This is a genomic window from Paenibacillus sp. FSL R5-0887 (assembly GCF_038002305.1).
In the GTDB taxonomy this organism is placed as follows: Bacteria; Bacillota; Bacilli; order Paenibacillales; family Paenibacillaceae; genus Paenibacillus_AQ; species Paenibacillus_AQ odorifer.
The window spans coordinates 2,430,813-2,449,687 of the sequence record NZ_JBBOCE010000002.1 but is presented as its reverse complement, the minus strand read 5'-3'; the positions used below and the strand labels follow the sequence as shown (position 1 = coordinate 2,449,687).

The 18,875-nt window shown below is 46.5% G+C and carries 14 protein-coding genes; all 14 read right to left on the bottom strand.

What is annotated here, in order from left to right:
* Positions 1-1,131: 1,131 nt before the first annotated feature.
* The 14 genes from MKY14_RS28650 to MKY14_RS28585 all read right to left on the bottom strand — a co-directional run bounded on the left by MKY14_RS28650 (position 1,132) and on the right by MKY14_RS28585 (position 18,736).
* The gene (locus MKY14_RS28650) at positions 1,132-2,496 is read right to left on the bottom strand and encodes an FAD-dependent oxidoreductase (RefSeq protein ID WP_248548959.1); all 1,365 of its coding nucleotides are present in this window, start codon (positions 2,494-2,496) and stop codon (positions 1,132-1,134) included.
* 335 nt (positions 2,497-2,831) lie between these two features.
* Positions 2,832-4,466, bottom strand: coding sequence for a formate--tetrahydrofolate ligase (locus tag MKY14_RS28645; protein WP_076123967.1), 1,635 nt, complete (start codon positions 4,464-4,466; stop codon positions 2,832-2,834).
* 248 nt (positions 4,467-4,714) lie between these two features.
* Positions 4,715-5,191 (bottom strand): glutathione peroxidase, encoded by a 477-nt coding sequence (locus tag MKY14_RS28640; protein WP_036681956.1) that lies wholly within the window; start codon positions 5,189-5,191, stop codon positions 4,715-4,717.
* Between the two features lie 141 nt (positions 5,192-5,332).
* The gene (locus MKY14_RS28635; RefSeq protein WP_076179201.1) at positions 5,333-6,199 is read right to left on the bottom strand and encodes a M15 family metallopeptidase; all 867 of its coding nucleotides are present in this window, start codon (positions 6,197-6,199) and stop codon (positions 5,333-5,335) included.
* A gap of 200 nt (positions 6,200-6,399) precedes the next feature.
* Positions 6,400-8,199, bottom strand: coding sequence for a DEAD/DEAH box helicase (locus MKY14_RS28630; RefSeq protein WP_340977888.1), 1,800 nt, complete (start codon positions 8,197-8,199; stop codon positions 6,400-6,402).
* A 390-nt stretch (positions 8,200-8,589) separates the two neighbouring features.
* Positions 8,590-10,257 carry an ABC1 kinase family protein gene (locus MKY14_RS28625; protein WP_340977886.1) on the bottom strand — a complete coding sequence of 556 codons (1,668 nt, stop codon included), beginning with the start codon at positions 10,255-10,257 and terminating at the stop codon, positions 8,590-8,592.
* Entirely contained in the window at positions 10,258-10,605 is a 348-nt protein-coding gene (locus MKY14_RS28620) for a phasin family protein (protein ID WP_036681962.1), read from the bottom strand.
* A gap of 98 nt (positions 10,606-10,703) precedes the next feature.
* Entirely contained in the window at positions 10,704-11,342 is a 639-nt protein-coding gene (locus MKY14_RS28615; protein ID WP_076123974.1) for a ThuA domain-containing protein, read from the bottom strand.
* Between the two features lie 205 nt (positions 11,343-11,547).
* Positions 11,548-12,360 carry a uroporphyrinogen-III synthase gene (locus MKY14_RS28610; protein ID WP_339170288.1) on the bottom strand — a complete coding sequence of 271 codons (813 nt, stop codon included), beginning with the start codon at positions 12,358-12,360 and terminating at the stop codon, positions 11,548-11,550.
* Between the two features lie 103 nt (positions 12,361-12,463).
* Positions 12,464-14,467, bottom strand: coding sequence for a methyl-accepting chemotaxis protein (locus MKY14_RS28605; protein ID WP_280753191.1), 2,004 nt, complete (start codon positions 14,465-14,467; stop codon positions 12,464-12,466).
* A 229-nt stretch (positions 14,468-14,696) separates the two neighbouring features.
* Entirely contained in the window at positions 14,697-15,092 is a 396-nt protein-coding gene (locus MKY14_RS28600) for a Fur family transcriptional regulator (protein WP_076123979.1), read from the bottom strand.
* Between the two features lie 91 nt (positions 15,093-15,183).
* Positions 15,184-16,281 carry a Ger(x)C family spore germination protein gene (locus MKY14_RS28595; protein WP_076191747.1) on the bottom strand — a complete coding sequence of 366 codons (1,098 nt, stop codon included), beginning with the start codon at positions 16,279-16,281 and terminating at the stop codon, positions 15,184-15,186.
* Complete coding sequence (locus MKY14_RS28590; protein ID WP_076123983.1) at positions 16,278-17,378, bottom strand: GerAB/ArcD/ProY family transporter; 1,101 nt, start codon at positions 17,376-17,378, stop codon at positions 16,278-16,280. The genes MKY14_RS28595 and MKY14_RS28590 overlap by 4 nt, the downstream gene beginning before the upstream one ends.
* Entirely contained in the window at positions 17,378-18,736 is a 1,359-nt protein-coding gene (locus tag MKY14_RS28585; RefSeq protein WP_076123985.1) for a spore germination protein, read from the bottom strand. The genes MKY14_RS28590 and MKY14_RS28585 overlap by 1 nt, the downstream gene beginning before the upstream one ends.
* Between the last annotated feature and the right edge of the window lie 139 nt (positions 18,737-18,875).

Genomic DNA, 18,875 nt, shown 5'->3' with positions numbered 1-18,875 from the left:
TGCAGGGGGCGATGACTCGGCACGATCGGACTCAGTTGACCCTATTCGTAGCTTTTGAGCACATTTGGCTCGATATCGGACCCCATAGTCGCTATTAGCACGAAAAACACACTTAATGCACCTCATTCTAAGTAATAGCTGCACTGGAGTCCGAAATCACGCTCAAAAGGCGATTAATTGCTAAATACCGGCTTCTGAGTCCGAAAGCTTCTGCGGGGGGCGATGACTCAGTTGACCTTATACAGAGCTTCTGAGTCCGGAAAATTCTGAGGAGGGCGGTGACTTACCACGATCGGACTCAGTTGACCTTATACGTAGCTTTTGAGCACATTTGGCTCGCTATCGGACCCCATAGTCGCTATTAGCACCAAAAACACACTAGTTGTACCTCATTCTATGTAATAGCTGCGTTGGAGTCCGAAACCACGCTCAAACGGCGATTATTTGCTAAATAGCGGCTTCTGAGTCCGAAAGCTTCTGCAGGGGGCGATGACTCGGCACGATCGGACTCAGTTGACCCTATTCGTAGCTTTTGAGCACATTTGGCTCGCTATCGGACCCCATAGTCGCTATTAGCACCAAAAACACACTAGTTGTACCTCATTCTATGTAATAGCTGCACTGGAGTCCGAAATCACACTCAAAAGGCGATTATTTGCTAAATAGCGGCTTCTGAGTCCGAAAAATTCTGCAGAGGGCGATGATTCAGCACGATCGGACTCAGTTGACCCTAATCGCAACTTTCGAGCACATTTGGCTTGCCATCGGACCCCATGGTCGCTATTAGCACGAAAAACACACTAGTTGTAACTCATTCTATGTAATAGCTGCATTGGAGTCCGAAACCACGCTCAAACGGCGATTATTTGCTAATTAGCGGCTTCTGAGTCCGAAAGCTTCTGCGGGGGGCGATGACTCAGCACGATCGGACTCAGATGACCTTATACGTAGCTTTTGAGCACATTTGGCTTGCTACCATCACCGAAGCCATTGGATTGCATCTACCCAAGCAGCTATTCAGCACCTAACAAAAAAAAGCAGTGATCCTCCCGTAACAGGAGGATCACTGCTTCTCTAGCTTTACAAGGCTGTCTTATTCTTCGATAAATCACTCAGGAACAACGTCCCTTTTTAAACCGTTACAGCCTCTTTGCTTGGTACTGTTGTCGGCAGCGCTTGAAGACCTACTGTATTCAGGAAGTTCCAAGGTTTGTTGTAATGCGGTTGGAAGAAGAAATCGATAAAGGCTAGTTGGTCGATTGTCATATGATTTTGAATACATACAGACACTGTGTTGATCGATTGCGTCAGATCCATCTTGGACATAATTTGAGCCCCGAGAATACGGCGTGTGGCGCGATCAAACACTACTTTTAACTGAACCTGCTCAAAGGTGGGCATAAATTCTGGACGGTAGTTATCAATAATCATGGCGGTTTCTACGTCCATTCCTTCAGCCTTAGCTCCTTCTTCAGTAAGCCCTGTTGCAGCGATATTGTCTTCATAAATCTTAATGCCCGAAGTTCCTTGTGTACCCATATAAGGAATGGTCTCTGTTACCAAGTTGCGCGCAACTAAGGTTCCCATCCGCACGGCATTGGTTGCCAGTGGGATATAGGCGTGTTTGCCTGTAGGGTTGTAGTGAATTGCACAGCTGTCGCCAGCGGCATATACATCCGGGCAGCTAGTCTGCATATAGTTATTGACTACAATGGCACCATTAGGCAGCATATCGACTTGACCTTTTAAGAGTTCAGTATTAGGACGGAAACCAATGCAGAGAATGACCAGATCTGTCTCATGCTCACCTTTGCTTGTAATAACCTTTGTTACCTTACCGTCTTTGCCTGCAAAAGAGCTAACCTTCTCATTCAGTGCCAATTTAATCCCATGATCCTGAAAAGATTGTTCGATCGGTGCAGTAAATTCTTGGTCCAGATATTTACTCAGAATGCGATCTTCACCATCAATTAGTGTAACTTGCTTGCCATTCATTTGAAAAGCTTCCACCAGTTCTACGCCGATATATCCAGCGCCAACGACGGTGATTTTATTTGCTTGTTTAGCTTTTTCTATAATAGTGTTGGAATGATCATAGTTCTTGGAAAGTAAAATCCCCTCGAGTTCAAATCCTTCAAGCTTCGGTACAATCGGCCATGAACCTGTAGTCATAATCAGCTTATCGTAGGTATCAGCGAACTCGTGGCCTGTCTCCAGATTGCGTACACGCAATGTTTTGGACTTCGTATCCACTCCAGTTACTTCATGACGCATATTGGTCTTTACGCCAAGCTCTGCAAGCTTTTCTGGTGAAGAATAGAATAGCCCCTCTGGGTCTTTAACCACTCCACCTACATACAAGGCAATCCCACAGGATAAGAAGGAAATATTATCATTACGCTCATATACAGTAATCTCGGCATCCGGGTAAAGTTGAGCAGTATTCACAATTGCGGCGGTTCCGGCATGGGTACATCCAATGACAGCTACTTTCATTATTTCTTCCTCCTTCAAATGGACAATCGGGTTATATATTTGACTTGCATGACCGATCAATGATGGAATCTGATCAACAATGGGTTAGTTGTGATTTATTTCACTTTATAAACTGATTATATTGTGATATTTATCACATTACAAGTCTTTTTTACCTATATCCTCATATTGTTCACAATTTTAAGTTTTTTTCCGCCACTGCTGCCGAATGCGACTCCGTTAGCTTTGCCACGTGGGAGGTACATTATGATCCGTATTTGCAGGAATCCAAAGGAAGCATAAAAAAAGGCCTCCCCTCTAATACCAACAAGGAGAAGCCTTTTATTAAAACACTTTTACACCAAACCGTGAATCTCTCCGTCCTCATCCATCCATAGTCCCTCAGCGGCTGGCTTAGCTGGCAGACCTGGCATCGTAACGATGTTGCCTGTAATAACTACCGCAAAACCTGCACCAAGCGAAAGGGTAATATCTCGGACACCAATCGTAAAGCCTTCCGGTGCTCCGAGGAGTCTAGGCTGGTCGGAGAAGGAATAAGGCGTCTTCGCCAAACATACTTGAAGATCATTTAGCCCAAGCCGCTCGATAACCGCCAGACTCCGCTTAGCCGCCGGAGAAAAGTTCACTTCTGCCCCGCGGTAGATCTCACGGACAATTTTGTTGATTTTGGATGAAATGTCGAGATCCTTCTCATACAGAGGAGCAAACTGGCTCGGGCCACTATTGTCCAAGAGCTTGTTCAGTTCAGAAGCCAATTCCTGTCCACCTGCACTACCTTCCGCCCATACTTTTGAGATCGCGGCTGGCACGTTTAAATTGCGGCAGGCCTCCAATACATCATTAATCTCGCCCTCACTGTCCCCTTCAAAATGATTTATGGCAACTAAAACAGGGACTCCAAATTTACCGAGATTCTCTACATGACGTTCTAAGTTCACCAATCCCGCGCGAAGCGCCGTCCGATTCTCGGTTAGAAGCTCACCTTTAGGCACACCACCGTTATATTTTAAGGACTTAACAGTTACGACAAGAACAGCAGCAGAAGGGGTTAACCCGGCCTGTTGGCATTTGATATCCATGAATTTCTCTGCACCAAGATCCGCTCCGAAGCCTGCTTCGGTGACCACCACATCTCCCAGCTTAAGGGCATAACGAGTGCCAATAACACTGCTGCAGCCATGAGCGATATTCGCAAACGGCCCCCCGTGTACAATAACAGGCGTACCTTCCAGAGTCTGTACCAAGTTTGGCTTAACTGCTTCCTTAAGCAGCGCTGTCATCGCTTCAACGGCCCCGATTTGCTCGGCTGTTACCGGTTGTCCCTCTTGGTCATATCCAATCAGAATACGGTTTAAACGCTTCTTGAGATCAATAAGGTTATCGCATAAGCATAACACAGCCATAATCTCAGAAGCCGTTGTAATCTGAAAGCCACTTTCCCGTACCGCTCCATTTCCGTCCCCGAGCCCAGTCACAATACTGCGCAGGCTGCGGTCGTTCATATCCATGACACGTTTCCAAACGATACGCTGCGGATCCAGTCCCAGCTCATTGCCTTGGAAGATATGATTGTCAATCATTGCGGACAATAAATTATGCGCAGAAGTTACCGCATGAATGTCACCGGTAAAGTGCAAATTAATCTCATCAGCCGGAACAATCTGCGACTTCCCGCCGCCTGTTGCACCGCCCTTCATCCCTAAGCAAGGCCCAAGCGAGGGCTCACGTAAAGCAGCCACAGTCTTCACACCTGCTGCATTCATTGCCTGCGCCAACCCGATGGTTGTTAAGGTCTTACCCTCTCCAGCAGGGGTCGGATTCACCGCAGTGACCAGAACCAGCTTGCCATCTGGCTTGTTTTTCATATCCTCCCATAAGGAAGGTGAGAGTTTGCTTTTATATTTGCCGTATAGTTCCAGATGCTGCTCGTCGATTCCTGCTTGTGCTGCTACCTCTGTAATTAACTTCATGCTTGTATAAAACCCTCCTGCCGTTATTATCCTGCTGTACTCCGCTTTTTTATGCATGTTCGCACAGTTGCTATATTCTCTTCAAAGGATACATCGTCTTTTTAAAGCGTCAAGTATAATTTATCACAATAAAAATTCAAGGCAATCTCCATTAATCCTTTAAAAAAAGAAAATCCCCGCGAGCATCGGTCGAAACCGAGTCGAGGGGATACTTGGAAGATCACTCTGCAACTGACCCCATAATGGATCTACAGTAGTGACTCAATATGTTGTTTCATCGTTTCCGGCGATTCTTTGGGCTCCACACGAGCCACTACATTGCCGCTGCGATCAATTAGAAATTTCGTGAAATTCCAGCTAATGTCACTGCTGTCCCCAGCACCAGGCTGCTGCTCCTTCAAATAATTGAAAAGCGGGCTGGCATCCGGTCCATTAACATCAACTTTGGCGAATACCGGAAAGGTAACTCCATAATTAATCTGACAGAATTCCTCAGCCTCTTCACTCGTACCTGGCTCTTGGCCCGCAAACTGGTTGCAGGGGAATCCTAATACTACAAGTCCTTGATCGCTATACTGTTCGTATAGTTTCTGAAGATCTCCATACTGTGGCGTAAGTCCGCACTTACTAGCCGTATTAGCAATCAGCAGCACCTTACCTTCATACTCCGCAAACGGCACTTCTTTACCCGAAGGTGTAACGCCGGCAAAATTGTAGATCGACATCTTTATTCCCCTTCTTTCCTTTTACTTAGACTACACTACGTATCTTACCCGAACTGTAAGGGAATGCAACTTCTGAACTCTTTTTATAGCCATAGAAAAAGCAGCCCTACAAATTTCATAGGACTGCTCTCTGCGTCTGTGTTATTTCGATACCGGAATTGCGTCATAATATTCTTCCAACGTAATATCCTTCTCATTGATATAGGCAGCAATGTCCTTACCTACATAACGGATATGCCAAGGCTCGTACTTATATCCGGTAATGTCTTGCTTACCTTCAGGATATCTGATGATAAAACCATATTCCCCTACATGCTTGGCCAACCACTCGGCTTCCTTCGTCCCACCAAAACAGCTCTCAGCGGCACACTTGCCGTCACTTCCCGAGACATCAATAGCCAGCCCGGTCTGATGCTCGCTATAGCCAGGGACTGCACTGTAAGTACGGGCTTTTTCTTCCCCATCTCTCTCCACATAACGGTTATACAAAGTCGTCTGGGTTGCCTGTGAGCGGTAGGCAGAAACGCCTGCTAAATAAATTCCGTCTTCCTCTGCACCTGCGAACATCTTCTCCAAGGCTTTAGCGGCTTCGCTGCGCATCATACGCTTTTCGATTTTCTCTTTGAAGGTAAACCGGACATCAGGATAGACAAGATCCGTTGGTTTATAATTATCAGGCAAACCATACTGCTTATTTACCATCACTGTAATACTATCAGGCTCTGCAGATATAGGATCTGGAACACTACCTGCATTATCACCGCCTGATTCAGGCGGACTAGAGGGTTCTGATGGATCTGGTGTATCCGATGGATCAGCTACTGCCGGGTCTGTAATCCCCCCTCCATCACTTTCCCCCGTCTCCCCAGGCTCACCTTGAAGATTATCCCCCACATTTATATTTGAACCGTTACTCTCCGAAGCAGAAGGAGACGTGTACTTTCCTATTCCCCAACCGACAGCAATAACGACAATTAACAAGATTATAATTTTAAATTTTTTTGACATCTGTAAGTTCTTCCTCCTCGAAGCCCAACATTCTATTTATCTATTAGACAGGCTTTCCTTCATAAATGTTTCACTAAGAACCTATTTTTAATATAAAAATCAATATGTTCCACGCTATAAAATAAAGGTTACCATAGGTCATTAGCTTCAGCGCTAACTACCCTATGGTAACAAGTTTCATCTATAAAACTCTACTAACTTTATCTGGAAGTGCCGCGACCGCCGCTTTTAAAGCCACCGGATCCATTGCTACGGCCACCGCGTGAAGATCCGCCGCCGCTGTTGCGGCCGCCTTTGCCAGCAGCGCCACCCTTGGCACCGGCGTATCCGCCTTTGCTGCCTTTACCACCTTTGCCGCCTCTAGACGGGCCTGCACCGTAGCCGCTGCCTAAGCCGCCACGTGGAGTGCCTCCAGTGTAGGCACCGCCGTCCGCACCTCTAGCTACGTTCTCACTGTAGCCAGTGCTTGGTCCGCCCTTCCGGTTCGCACCGCGCGAACCGGCGCTAGGCGTTGCCGCGTTACCGCTGGCAGACGCTTCGCCTCGGGAGGCGAAGGCGCCATAGCCGCCGCCTACTCGCACTACGCCGGCAGCCTTGCCGCCGCCCTTAGGAGCAGCAGCGTCATAGCCGCTGCCGCCACGCTTGCCCGCCGCCGCATCGGAACGACCGCGGCGACCTTCTGCAGGCGCGCCCCAGCCGCCTGCTTCTTTACCGCGGCCACGGCCACCTTGCCGCGCTCCGCCTTCGCCGCGCGGAGCTCCGCCGCGGCCAGAGCCGCCGGTCTTCGGCCCGCGGCCCGTGCGCGCTACCTCAGCGCCGCCGCTTTGGCGACCGCCGTGGCGTCCGCCGCCTTGCACAGGGATGAATTCGCCAACGCCGAATTCATCCTTCTCGTAACGGCGGCGATCCAGCCGCTGCGAGATGCCATGCTCGATCAAATCCAGACCCTCTTGATCACGTGGAGATACGAAAGTTATTGCAAGCCCTTTGCCTCCAGCACGGCCAGTCCGGCCGATCCGGTGAATATAGCTATCCACATCAAGCGGCATATCATAATTAAAGATGTGAGTAATACCTTCAACATCCAGACCCCGAGCTGCTACGTCTGTCGCTACAAGCAGCTGCAGCTTCGCATCACGGAATCTTTTCATCACGCCTTCACGTTTACCTTGGGACAAATCACCGTGCAGCTCGTCACATTCATAACCGGCTGCTTGCAGCGCTTCGTTCAAATTGGATACCCGTCGTTTCGTCCGGCAGAAAATAATAGCCAAGTAAGGACGATCCCGTTCAATGAGGGATTTGAGCGCTTCTTCTTTATTACGGTCCGAGCATTCCACTACTTGCTGTTTGATATTATCCAGCGGAATCGGCGAACCACTCTTAATGATGATATCCAGTGGCTCTTTCATGTAATTAGCAGCGAGACGTTTAATCGGATCAGGCATTGTCGCGGAGAACAACATAGTCTGACGGCGATAAGGCACAGCCGTAATGATAGTCTCAACATCCTCCAAAAAGCCCATGTGCAGCATTTGATCGGCTTCGTCCAGAACGAGCATTTTTACACCGCTAAGATCCAGCGTTTCCCGGCGCATATGATCCAAAAGTCTGCCCGGTGTACCGATGATAAGATGTCTGCCGCCTTCCAGCTTGCGCAGTTGCTTCTCTACATCTTGACCACCGTAAACCGCCAATATTTTGATATCCGTATGACGCGCCAGCTTGCGTGCCTCTTCTGTAATTTGCAAAGCCAGCTCACGTGTTGGAGCCATAATCAGCGCCTGAGGGTAAGCCCGCTCCGTATGGATCTTGTCCATAATTGGCAGCAAAAAGGCCAAGGTCTTCCCTGTACCTGTCTTCGCTCTAGCTATTACGTCCAAGCCCTGCACCAATGGCGGAATTGCTTCCTGTTGCACTGGCGTAGGCTTAACAATGCCTTGACTTTGAAGCAATGTACACAGTAATTCTGAAACTCCTAAATCTTTAAATCCCGGCAAATTCTCCACCTCACTATTTTCTCGGTTTAATTTGATTACATCTCTTTCTTAACTTCCGTCTTCAAAAGCCCTGTATGAGGCAGCCTGCATAGGCTGTCCTGTTCTGGGGCATATGCTTCAGATTCAGCTATATTCAAACAAAAGCGGAAGAACACCGTCACCGGCATCCTTCCGTCCCATGTATCCCTTGACCCGTTAAAAGAGTGCGGTCAAAGTTCGGTTTCTGGGCAGCAGCGATCCACCGGACGTTAAGACGGCACTCCATTTGCGTTCCATTCCACTTTATACAATAGAAGTAAAGTTAAGCTTAGAAAGTTATCTTTTATATTGTACTTGATAGAAAGGCATTTGTGTGAAACTGCTGAAGAATAATTATTCAAATCCCTTAAGCTAGAACCTTCCCGATTTAAAAATCGCATAGATCAGCCACAAGAACATCAGAAGTGCCACTACGCTGCCAACCTCCACTGTAGGGAAATTCCATAACACTGAAGGCTGTCCACGCATCGCAGTACCAATAATGAGTCCTGTCATGATGATGCTAAACGCGAGCATCACAATACTGAATGCTAAACGGTTACCTACCCGGTCCAGCTTACGCTCCAGATTCTGCATCTCAGGTGCCACAATCTCCACCTTTATCTTTCCCTTACTGATCAGCGCGGATAACTGCTTAGCCTGCCCAGGAAGCTCCAGCAGACTCTCTGTTAAGTCGGCTACGCCTCCCAGGAACTTACGCTGCAATCGACTGCCGCTAAAGCGCTGCTTCAGAAGTTCCCGCCCAAAGGGTTCCGCCATCTCCAAAATACTGATGGTTGGATCTAAGTTGCTGATGACTCCCTCCAGCGTGAGCATTGTCTTCCCTAACATCGTCAAATCCGGCGGCAGCACTAGACGGTGTTTTCGCGCTATGCCGAACAGATCATTCAGGGCTTTGCCTATACTCATTTTGCTAAATGGAACATCATAATATTCATCCCGCAGCCGATCCATATCATCATGCAGCGCACTTCGATCAGCATCCTCAGGAATGACTCCAAGACGCAAAATTGCCCGGACCATCGCATCCGTATTTTTGCGCATCAGAGCGATAATAAGTGCAGACAGCTGCTCCTTCATCTCCTCATTCAGCCGACCCATCATGCCAAAATCAATCAAAGCCAGCTTTCCATCACCCATCCGTATAACATTGCCCGGATGAGGATCAGCATGGAAAAAACCATGAATGAAGATTTGTCTAAGCATCATTTCCACAAGTTGCTGAGCAATGGCTTTAAGCTTAACGCCTTTACTCAGCAACTCATCGCGACGACTCAGCGTTGTCCCTACCACATATTCCATCGTCAGCACTCGTGTTGACGTATAGTCCCAATAGATATCCGGGATGTACACTCCCTCATAATCCATCTGCTGATCGATTTTCTCTGCATTACGCCCCTCTTGGCTGTAATCCAGCTCGCCAAGCAGCGATTTCGAGAACTCCTCTACCATACGGCACAGCTGATATTGCCTCGCCCAAGCGAGCCGCTTTTCAGCAAGCGTGCTTAAATCTTTGAGAATTTCCAAATCCCTGCTCATCGTTCGCAGAATACCAGGACGTTGAACTTTAACAGCTACGACTTGTCCACTGTGAAGCACAGCCCTATGCACCTGACCGATGGATGCCGCAGCAAGTGGCGTATCCTCAAAAGAATTAAAGATTTCATCCATATGCTGATCCAGTTCCTGCTCAATGATCGCGCGCACGCGGTCGACAGGAAAAGGAGGCACATTATCTTGTAGTTTTACCAATTCCTGAATAATAGAATCAGGCAGCAGATCTGAACGGGTACTGGCGAGTTGTCCCAGCTTAATAAAGGTTGGACCCAAATCCTCCAGCACCAGCCGAATCCGCTCCCCAAGCGTAAGGCTTGTGTGTGCTTCCTGCGTTACAAGACGACGTGGAAGGGATAGTAAGTGATAGAGCCCCAGCTCTTCCACCATATAGCCAAAACCATGGCGCATAAGCGCCATGGCGATTGCCCGGTAACGTCCGGCATGTCTAATGCGTACTGCCATTTAGTCCGAACGCGTTTCCGCCGATGTTCCCTCTAGATGGGAAATCCCCTCTAGCTCGGCCAACCGGCGCTCCAATACTGCAATTCGCCCTTCCAGCTCGGCAATATCGTTTTGTACAGGCACATTCATTTCCTTCAGCACGCGTTGTACTTGCTCTTGTACAGCAGATTTGAACATGCCTCGTTCTTCCTCACCACGTTCAATTAGCCGATCGACGAGAGCCCTAGATTCCGAAGGAGCAAGCTCCCCGCGTTTCACTAGTTCTTCAACAACCTTCTCTACTTTTTCCTTACTGACAATGGTGAGGCCCACTCCTAAAGAGATCGCTTTTTTAAACAAATCACTCATGGCACTTTCCTCCCAAAGATTCCGTTTCATTACATAACGGAGTTTATGATTAAAGTATACCCCACTGTGTACGTATTTCAAAAAAAACACAACATTGCTTAGTTAGTGACCGGAATACGGGCAGCCCAAGTAGCCGCCTGTAGAATTAGTTTACGTAGTGCCGGATGACGGAAGGAAGGTTCATGATGACCAGGCATAAGGAATACTACTCGTCCTAAACCATAGCTATGGCACCATGCAGCTGGAATCCATTGCCCCTCAGATTCATATTGAAGCAGAATAGTCCGTTCTGTGAACGGGTCAAATTCAAAATGATAGGGCTCCTCATCCAATTGGAAATCTTCCACACCTTCGGTGATGTCATGCTCTAGCACTTTGAAGTTCAGGGGTTCGTAAGCTGTGTGTCCGTTAAATCGACCCCCGATTAGCTGTGCAAGCTCGTTACGTTTCGTCAGCGAAGCTCCCGTATGAAGAACAATGAGTCCGCCTCCTCCACTTACATAGCTGAGCAAACCAGCTGTTTGTTGAGGGGAGACTGTTTCGTTCCACAATTCATTGTAAGCAATACATAGGTCATAACTTGCTAAATGCTCAATGCGCATTAATTTTTTATTTTCTGAACATTGCACGGTTAATAAATCATTTAAGATCTCACTAATTTGTTGGTCCACTCCTTGAAGTGGATGAAACCGGGGATGGGTGTAATCACCAAGTAATAGACATTTTCTCTTGTCCATGGGATCCTCCTCCTTATTCGTTGTTATTATTCGTCACATGTTGCCTATATTCTAAGGAAAACTGCCGCGAATGTCCATGCAGATGGCAGGTATATTGCTCTTTGGGCTTATTTTTTCGGGTAAAAAAGCATCCCCGGCCATGATAACAGGTGGGAATGCTTCTGTGTGATAACGTCATTCGTGTAAAGCTGACGCAACTTGTGACTTAGCGATTCGCCGCCACATATTTGCCTAGCTCTACAATCATGCTTCCCATCCGTTCATGCTCAGGCATAATGATACGCTGTACGCCCTCTTCTTTAAGCGCCTCAGAGGTAATCCGCCCTACAGAAACAGCAAGCACTTTATCCTCAAAAGACTTCAGCATTTCTTCCAGCTTTCCCTGTTCCCGGGCAAATTGACAGAGGAAACGAAACTGTGGTGCACTCGTAAAAGCCACGGCATCAATTTTGCCTGATATGATTTCTAGAAGCAATCTTTCCAGTTCGCCCGGCTCAGGTGGGGTATGGCGATACGGCAGCACTTGGCGGGTAGTAGCCCCAGCCTCCTGCAGCCATGCAAGCATATGAGGAGCTGGATCGCCGTGCAGCTGAAGAACGACTTCTTTCCCCTGCAAATTCAGGGATTGAAGCCCACGAATCAATCCGATTGTACTTCCGTCGTCGTCACGAACCTCCGGCGTAAGTCCTCTTTTTTTCAAAGCATTCACTGTCTTATAACCCCGTGCGGCAATAATAGAACCAGAAAGTACTTCTAAGAAACGTTCTTCGATCCCCATTCGCTCAGCCATATCGAAGAGAGCATCAAGTCCCATCCCTGTAGTCAGGATCGCCAAGTAAGGAGGCTGATTGATCCATGCATTCAAACCTTCCTGCAATGCCTCATCATCTAGAAATACAGTCCCTTGAGCAGGTCGGCATACTGCCGTTCCCCCCATATTCTGAACCAGCTTGGCCATTTCTTCCGATTTGCGTGGACCCGCCAAGGCGACAGTGAACCCTTTTAATTGCTCTGCCATTTCCTATTATCTCTCCTCTCTCCATTGCCTAACCCAACATTATTGCTTATCAGTATACTTGCAAAGGAGTTCAAAAGGGAAGATAAAAAGCACGGTTCTCCTATCAGAAATCATTCTTATTACCAGAAGCGTTTATCTTAAAGCGGCTCGCCAGCTTCTGCAGTTCTTCTGCAAGACGGCTAAGGTCGGTAGACGAGGATGCCATCTCCTCTACAGAAGCAAGCTGCTCTTGTGCGGCAGTTGCGATAGTTTCCGTATTCACAGCCGCCTCTTCCGATATGCCGCGAATTTCCCTAATAGCCTTCTCCATATCATTAGATTCCACCAATAAAGTCTGCACAACCCCACCCATGGCTTCAATCTTCTCCGCGGCACTCTTTACTGCTCTTCGGATACGAGAGAAAGAACGTCCGGAAGTATCCACAGCCTCAATACCTTCGGATACGCGCTGTCTGGTGTCTTCCATCGTATGAGTTACCAGCAGCATTTCACTATTAATAGCGGTAATCTGTTCGGCAATCAAATGTGCGGATCTCTCTGATTCCTCTGCCAGCTTACGCACCTCGGCAGCAACCACCGCAAATCCACGCCCTTGTTCCCCGGCTCTGGCTGCCTCAATGGAAGCATTGAGGGCCAGCAGGTTGGTCTGGCGGGCAATCCCGGTGATGACACCAACAATGCCCTCAATTTGACTGGTTCTTTCATTCAGCTTGTCAATTACACTGCCCAGCTCTCCGACCGTTTCATGGATACCATTGATTTTGTCCACCACGCTGATAACCGAATCATTACCTTCTGATGCTGAGAGTGAAGTCTTGTCCATCATTGTGGATACTTGCTCCATATATGTGGAAATCTGCTCGACCTCACTAGCTGTAGCGGCAGTGCTCTCCATTCCTTTTCGTACACTAACCACCTGTCGCTCCGTCCCTGCCGCTACGTCCTGAATCGCTATGGTCACCTGCTCAATCGTTTGGGCAGTCTGATCCGCACTAGCCGTCAGTTCTTCCGCTGAGGAGGATACATTGCTTGTCATCTCCTGCACGCCAATGATCATCTCGCGCAAGCTGATCACCATTAATTGAAAATTCTCTGCCAGCAGCCCTATTTCATCTTTACGGAAAACACCCATGTCTTCCGACAGATCACCTTTGGCTATCACCGCAGTTGCTTTCCGCAGCCGGAAAAGCGGTCTCAAAATCGATTGAATATTAAAATAGATCACAACCAGCGCAAGCAGAACGGAAACTACAATAACAAGCAGAGCTGTATCGCGAATTCCACTAGTTGCTGAGTTAACCTCATCAATGCTGATCGTACCTCCGATTCTCCAACCCGTCAGTTCATTGACCATAAAGGTCATCTTTTTGGACGTATCCTTGAAGACATAATCGAAGACCCCTTGTTCTTTCTCGAACATTTTCTTTACAAAATCATCTGACGATTCCTGCCCGATAGCCTCTGTAGGATGAACTAGAAACTTCTTGCTGTTATCAACGATTAGGATATAACCTTCCTTGCCTACCTTAATTGAGGTCAGCTCCCCTAAAGTAGACAGGTTGAGATTCATTGTGATCACCCCATCACCGCCCTTAAGAACCGTTGATATCGCAATCGCGGTTTCTTTATTTACGGTTTGAAAAGCCGGAGAAATCACTGCCCCTTTTCCTTGCTTCAGAGAATTAATATAGGCGCTTTCCTGCCTTGGATCATAACCCTCTGGCAGCTTAGCATCTAAAGCATGAATAGCCTTGCCATTGCTTGTACCCACATAAATGTCCAGTACATCCGGATGCAGCGCCACATATTCCTTCAGTCTGGCTTTTACAGCAGAGGAAGTCCCCCCAGATCCCTCACTGTTGATCCCCTCAGATGAAAACTCCGCGGCAAAATAAGAAATCGCATCTATTTTGGATTGAATATTAGAGTTAATGATTTCATTTACGGCCAACACACTTTCGGTAGCATTGTTCACCAGTTGATCTTCCACTTCCTGGCTGGCAGCTTGATAGGTTCGCCAGCCTATTATAATACTGGGCAGCAGCAGTATTATTAGGTATGTAAGAATTAACTTGGTACGGATAGTCATACCCGCATTTTTTTTCATAGACGTCATCATCTCTCTCTCATCTGAGTCTTAGGCAAGGATACATTTACCAGACTTAATATATAATTTAAAATCTGTTTTAGGAACCGATTTTCCTCCTATCTTTCTTTGTTTTTCTCATTTTTTTTGAGAATTGTCATATAAATGCAACAAAAAAGGCCGCCTCAATGAAAGCGGTCTCTCCGGATATACATATTATTACCGCAGCACAGGCTCCGGCACCTCTATCCTAATTATTCTTTTTGTTCTTACAGTTTGGGCAGACGCCCCCGAATACTACATGAGCATGACCAATGGTATAACCGGTATCCTTGGCCACTGTATTCATCCATTCACGCGGAACTTGATTCATAACCTCATCCACTGCTCCACAAACTTCACAAATGATATGCTGGTGATCATCCATACGTGCGTCATATCTGCTGGCAGCTTCACCAAGCTTAAGCTCACGAATCATTTGTTTATCTGAAAGATAACGCAGAGAGTTATATACCGTACCGTATGCTAAGCTATGTCCCTGCTCTACTAGCCGATTCATTACTTCCGCAGCAGTAGGATGGTCATGTGAATTAAGGACGATATCGTAAACGGCTTGACGTTGGGAGGTCAAATTTAGACTTTTCATTCCTATCATCCTCTAACTTATTTTTAGATCAAGTATAAATCTTGTGAATGGGAACGTCAATCCCATTTTTATCCACATGCTACTTTACAAGCTACCTAATCATTCCTGAATATTTAATGTTTACATCAGCCTTCACTTGGAAATCAAGTTTAGAATAGAGCTCCTTCCACACTTTCATTTCCGTATCGTTATTAAAATGCCTTGCTCCATAATGCAGCCCCCAACCCAAGGGATCTAAGCCACTGGCTTGTATTTTGGTCAGCAATGCTAAGATATCCGCTTCCAATTCCTTTTCCCCGGCTTCCTGGATCTTCTTCAACATGTGATGTGTCACCAGATCTGGGCTACTACTCTCTTCGAGAATACCTTTTATCTTAATATGATAACGAATAGTAGCTTTCCCATGCTCTGGTGTTACGATTTTATAGTGCGAGGATGACCTCTCTGTGTAATATTGAAACATAATTCCCTCGGAATGGGCGGGTAAGTTAGTCCGCAGATTCGGGCGTGACAGCAGATTATATAGCCGGGTCTCATTTGGCGTAAGAACCATTTTGATTTTCTCATTATTCAGCAGAGCAATTTTATCAATTAAAAACTCCTTATCCCCTTTGGCCTCAATAATCGGCAGGATTGGATCAATCCCCTCCTCAAAGATATTTCTCATCAGCTGAAAGGAATACACACTAGAAATAAATGGAGACTCTGTGCCTTGTCCACTCATAGCCAGAATAAGAGAATTCGATGGGATCCGCTCCGATTCGGGTCTTACCTTCAGCACTTGAAGTGCTTCCGGACGCCCTATTGCAAAATTGACAATAAGCTGGATATCTCTACGTCGCACAGCCCAATCCATAACATGGAGAATATCTTCACGGGCAACCCCTTCCCCCAAAACAATTGATTTACAATGGGAGTAATCAAGCTCCTTTTCCACTCTGGATTTCATTCTACGGAGGGCTTCCGAAATGCTTGGAGACTCCTCAGTCAAGATTTGCATCTTCTCATCAATCTTAGTAACATCCCCCTGAGGGATGGCAAGCTTCAAACTAATCTTAAAATTCCCTGCTTCTGTACCTTGGTCAACGCCGATCGCTAACACGAAAATCCGCAAATCAATCTCCTTGAAGTCACAACCGGGAAGAAGAAGGAGCAAGGTAATTCCAATTCCAGCAAGTACTCTTCTCATAGCTTCCCCCTCCTAGCTTTGCGATAACAATAAAACAACAGAGCGATGATGAACATCTCACCAAACCAGCGAATTTGCAGAAACCAGGCACCAAACATATTAAGTTGATACTGATCCTGCCCCATTAAGGACAGAACCATCGCGCTAAACAAGCCTAGGATCCCCCACTCTTTCCAGCGCTCTGCTTTTGGGGACTGTTTTTTTGCAGATGAAAGAGCACCTTTAAAAAGCTCTAAACCTCCATGCCAATGAACGATTACACTCACCAGAGATAAACTTAAATAGGCAAAATAAAAAATAAACAGCATCCGTTCAATAATAAAGGATTCCATCCGAATACTGTCGGCCGTCGAGAACCATGTATACACATGTCTATCAATAGCAACGGTTCCGAAATAGCCGATGGGAACTAAAAAAGTCAAGAGTAATACGAAAAGACCCTCCACCCCTAAAATCCAGACATGCTTCAGCTTCAGCCCATGAAATACCCGATTAAATATGGCCAGGTTTAAGTAACCGCTAAACGAAAAGGTAGCCGCCGCAAGGCTCATTAGGTCCGGCTTATGCCAGAAGTATGTAGTGACCTGCAGAACAGAATCCCAATTAAAGTCCGGATTGGTCAATGCTTTTACGAGGCCATAAATAATTAAAGGTAAGGATACGCTGAGAATGATTTCAAGCCCGTACAAGAGTGATAGAGAATCGAAGCGACAGCAGATGCAGACCAAGACTAAAAAACTGATCACAACCGTATAAGGACTCGAATCCGGACTGATAAACCGCAGCGTAATATCTACAAAAGAAAGCAATGTAACTCCCCCGGCCACACACCATAAGCCAGCAAAAAGGACCAGTAAGATTCTGGATAACTTCTTAGGAAGCAAAGAGTCAAATATTTCCGGGAACCCCTTGCCGGGGAATTTAGCAATCAGTACAGTAAATATATAGACAAACAAAGTGCCCAAAATCGTTCCGATTAGTATGGACATCAAAGCGCCACCAAAACGTCTGTCTATTAGTTCCCTTGGAACAAAATTAATGATGTTGATCAGGCTGTTCATCAGAAAAAGACAGTAGAAATAACGGCTTTTGGCCATCAATGCTCTCCACCCTTCTTCTTGCCGAGATTATCGAGAAAAAACAATCTGAAATAAGGTTGTCCGAAGGTACGCTGTTTGCATAAATACATTGCGAATCCCACGACACAGACTACTACCCCAACCAATCCTAAAAAAGCTGCGGCAATTAGAAAAATATACTTCAGCACTCGTATGGACAAGCTCATCATATTCAGCGGAATTAGAAAATTGGATATCGCAACAGCAGAAACCAATATGATCATGATATTTCCTACAAGTCCTGCTGCCGTCGCTGCCTGCCCCAAGATAAGCCCCCCTACCGTCGTGGCCGTTGGACCAATTGCCTTGGGGAGCCGTAAGCTCGCCTCAGTCAGAAACTCCATCATCATGAGCATTAAAAGCACTTCCACAAAAGATGGATAAGGCACAGTCGCACGACTGCCCGCAATAAGCAAGGCAATCTGCACACGAATAATCTCTGGGTTATACGAGGTGAGTGTTACATAGAGCGCAGGCAGCCACAACGTCATGCACACACCGATAATCCGAAGCAGCTTTAGGAATCGCCCCACGATAGGAAATTGTATTTTATCATCCATGGATGTGAAAAAATCATTAAAAATAGAAGGCAGCACTATCGCATAACCGGTTGTATCCAGCACTATCGCTACTTTTCCTTCAGACAAATTAAACACCACTCTATCCGGTCTTTCGGTGATGATGGACTTAGGGAGTATTCTTAATTTGTCACTGCTTATAAACTTCTCAAGCTCTCCTGTAGCCTGCAAAATATCAACCTTTAGCGTTCCCATCTTCTCCCTTAATTCTTTTAAAACGTTATGGTCAACACGACTGTCATCGTATAAAATAGCTATCTTTGTTTTAGAGACATCGCCGATGACCATGGTCTCCATTTTGAGATTAGTGGATTGATAACGCCGCCGAATCATGTTCAAATTAATCGCTATATCCTCTGTCAGTGCATCTGACGGCCCCTGTGAAATACTTTCGGCAGACGTTTCACTAACACCGCTGCTCTCCGTACTCATAGCATCGAAGAAATATATCACATCTTTTATACCCAGAAGCACATAACCACTGAGCAAAAGGTCGATCGCCTTCTCTCTCGTAGTCGCCTCTTCAGTGCCCGGATAAGTCATAATGTAATCCTGATAAGCGCTAATACTCTCCATTTCATAAAACGGCGCAATCACGTGGCGGCTGAGTGTCTGCGCATCTGTAACACTTTTGATATAGAGCAGGTTGATTTGCCCAAAAGGGGCAACGCTTGTTTTATCGATTAAATCCGCGAACCCGTTCAGCTGATCTTTGATCCATTCCAGAGAAATATTGTCCTTATCCTGTTGAACTGACATGGAACATCATCCCTCCTATTTATCCTTTACGTCCCAGTTTCCACCTTATTTTGGCACTGTTTCTCTGAATTCATGCACAGCACGATGGAATGGGAAGTTTCTTTTCACAGGACTGTGGTAATAAATGAGATGAAGATTG

Excerpts from the sequence above, each read along its gene's own strand:
- MKY14_RS28650 (WP_248548959.1), bottom strand. The coding sequence starts at position 2,496 with ATGAAAGTAGCTGTCATTGGATGTACCCATGCCGGAACCGCCGCAATT.
- MKY14_RS28645 (WP_076123967.1), bottom strand. The coding sequence starts at position 4,466 with ATGAAGTTAATTACAGAGGTAGCAGCACAAGCAGGAATCGACGAGCAG.
- MKY14_RS28640 (WP_036681956.1), bottom strand. The coding sequence starts at position 5,191 with ATGTCGATCTACAATTTTGCCGGCGTTACACCTTCGGGTAAAGAAGTG.
- MKY14_RS28635 (WP_076179201.1), bottom strand. The coding sequence starts at position 6,199 with ATGTCAAAAAAATTTAAAATTATAATCTTGTTAATTGTCGTTATTGCT.
- MKY14_RS28625 (WP_340977886.1), bottom strand. The coding sequence starts at position 10,257 with ATGGCAGTACGCATTAGACATGCCGGACGTTACCGGGCAATCGCCATG.
- MKY14_RS28620 (WP_036681962.1), bottom strand. The coding sequence starts at position 10,605 with ATGAGTGATTTGTTTAAAAAAGCGATCTCTTTAGGAGTGGGCCTCACC.
- MKY14_RS28615 (WP_076123974.1), bottom strand. The coding sequence starts at position 11,342 with ATGGACAAGAGAAAATGTCTATTACTTGGTGATTACACCCATCCCCGG.
- MKY14_RS28610 (WP_339170288.1), bottom strand. The coding sequence starts at position 12,360 with ATGGCAGAGCAATTAAAAGGGTTCACTGTCGCCTTGGCGGGTCCACGC.
- MKY14_RS28605 (WP_280753191.1), bottom strand. The coding sequence starts at position 14,467 with ATGAAAAAAAATGCGGGTATGACTATCCGTACCAAGTTAATTCTTACA.
- MKY14_RS28600 (WP_076123979.1), bottom strand. The coding sequence starts at position 15,092 with ATGAAAAGTCTAAATTTGACCTCCCAACGTCAAGCCGTTTACGATATC.
- MKY14_RS28595 (WP_076191747.1), bottom strand. The coding sequence starts at position 16,281 with ATGAGAAGAGTACTTGCTGGAATTGGAATTACCTTGCTCCTTCTTCTT.
- MKY14_RS28590 (WP_076123983.1), bottom strand. The coding sequence starts at position 17,378 with ATGGCCAAAAGCCGTTATTTCTACTGTCTTTTTCTGATGAACAGCCTG.
- MKY14_RS28585 (WP_076123985.1), bottom strand. The coding sequence starts at position 18,736 with ATGTCAGTTCAACAGGATAAGGACAATATTTCTCTGGAATGGATCAAA.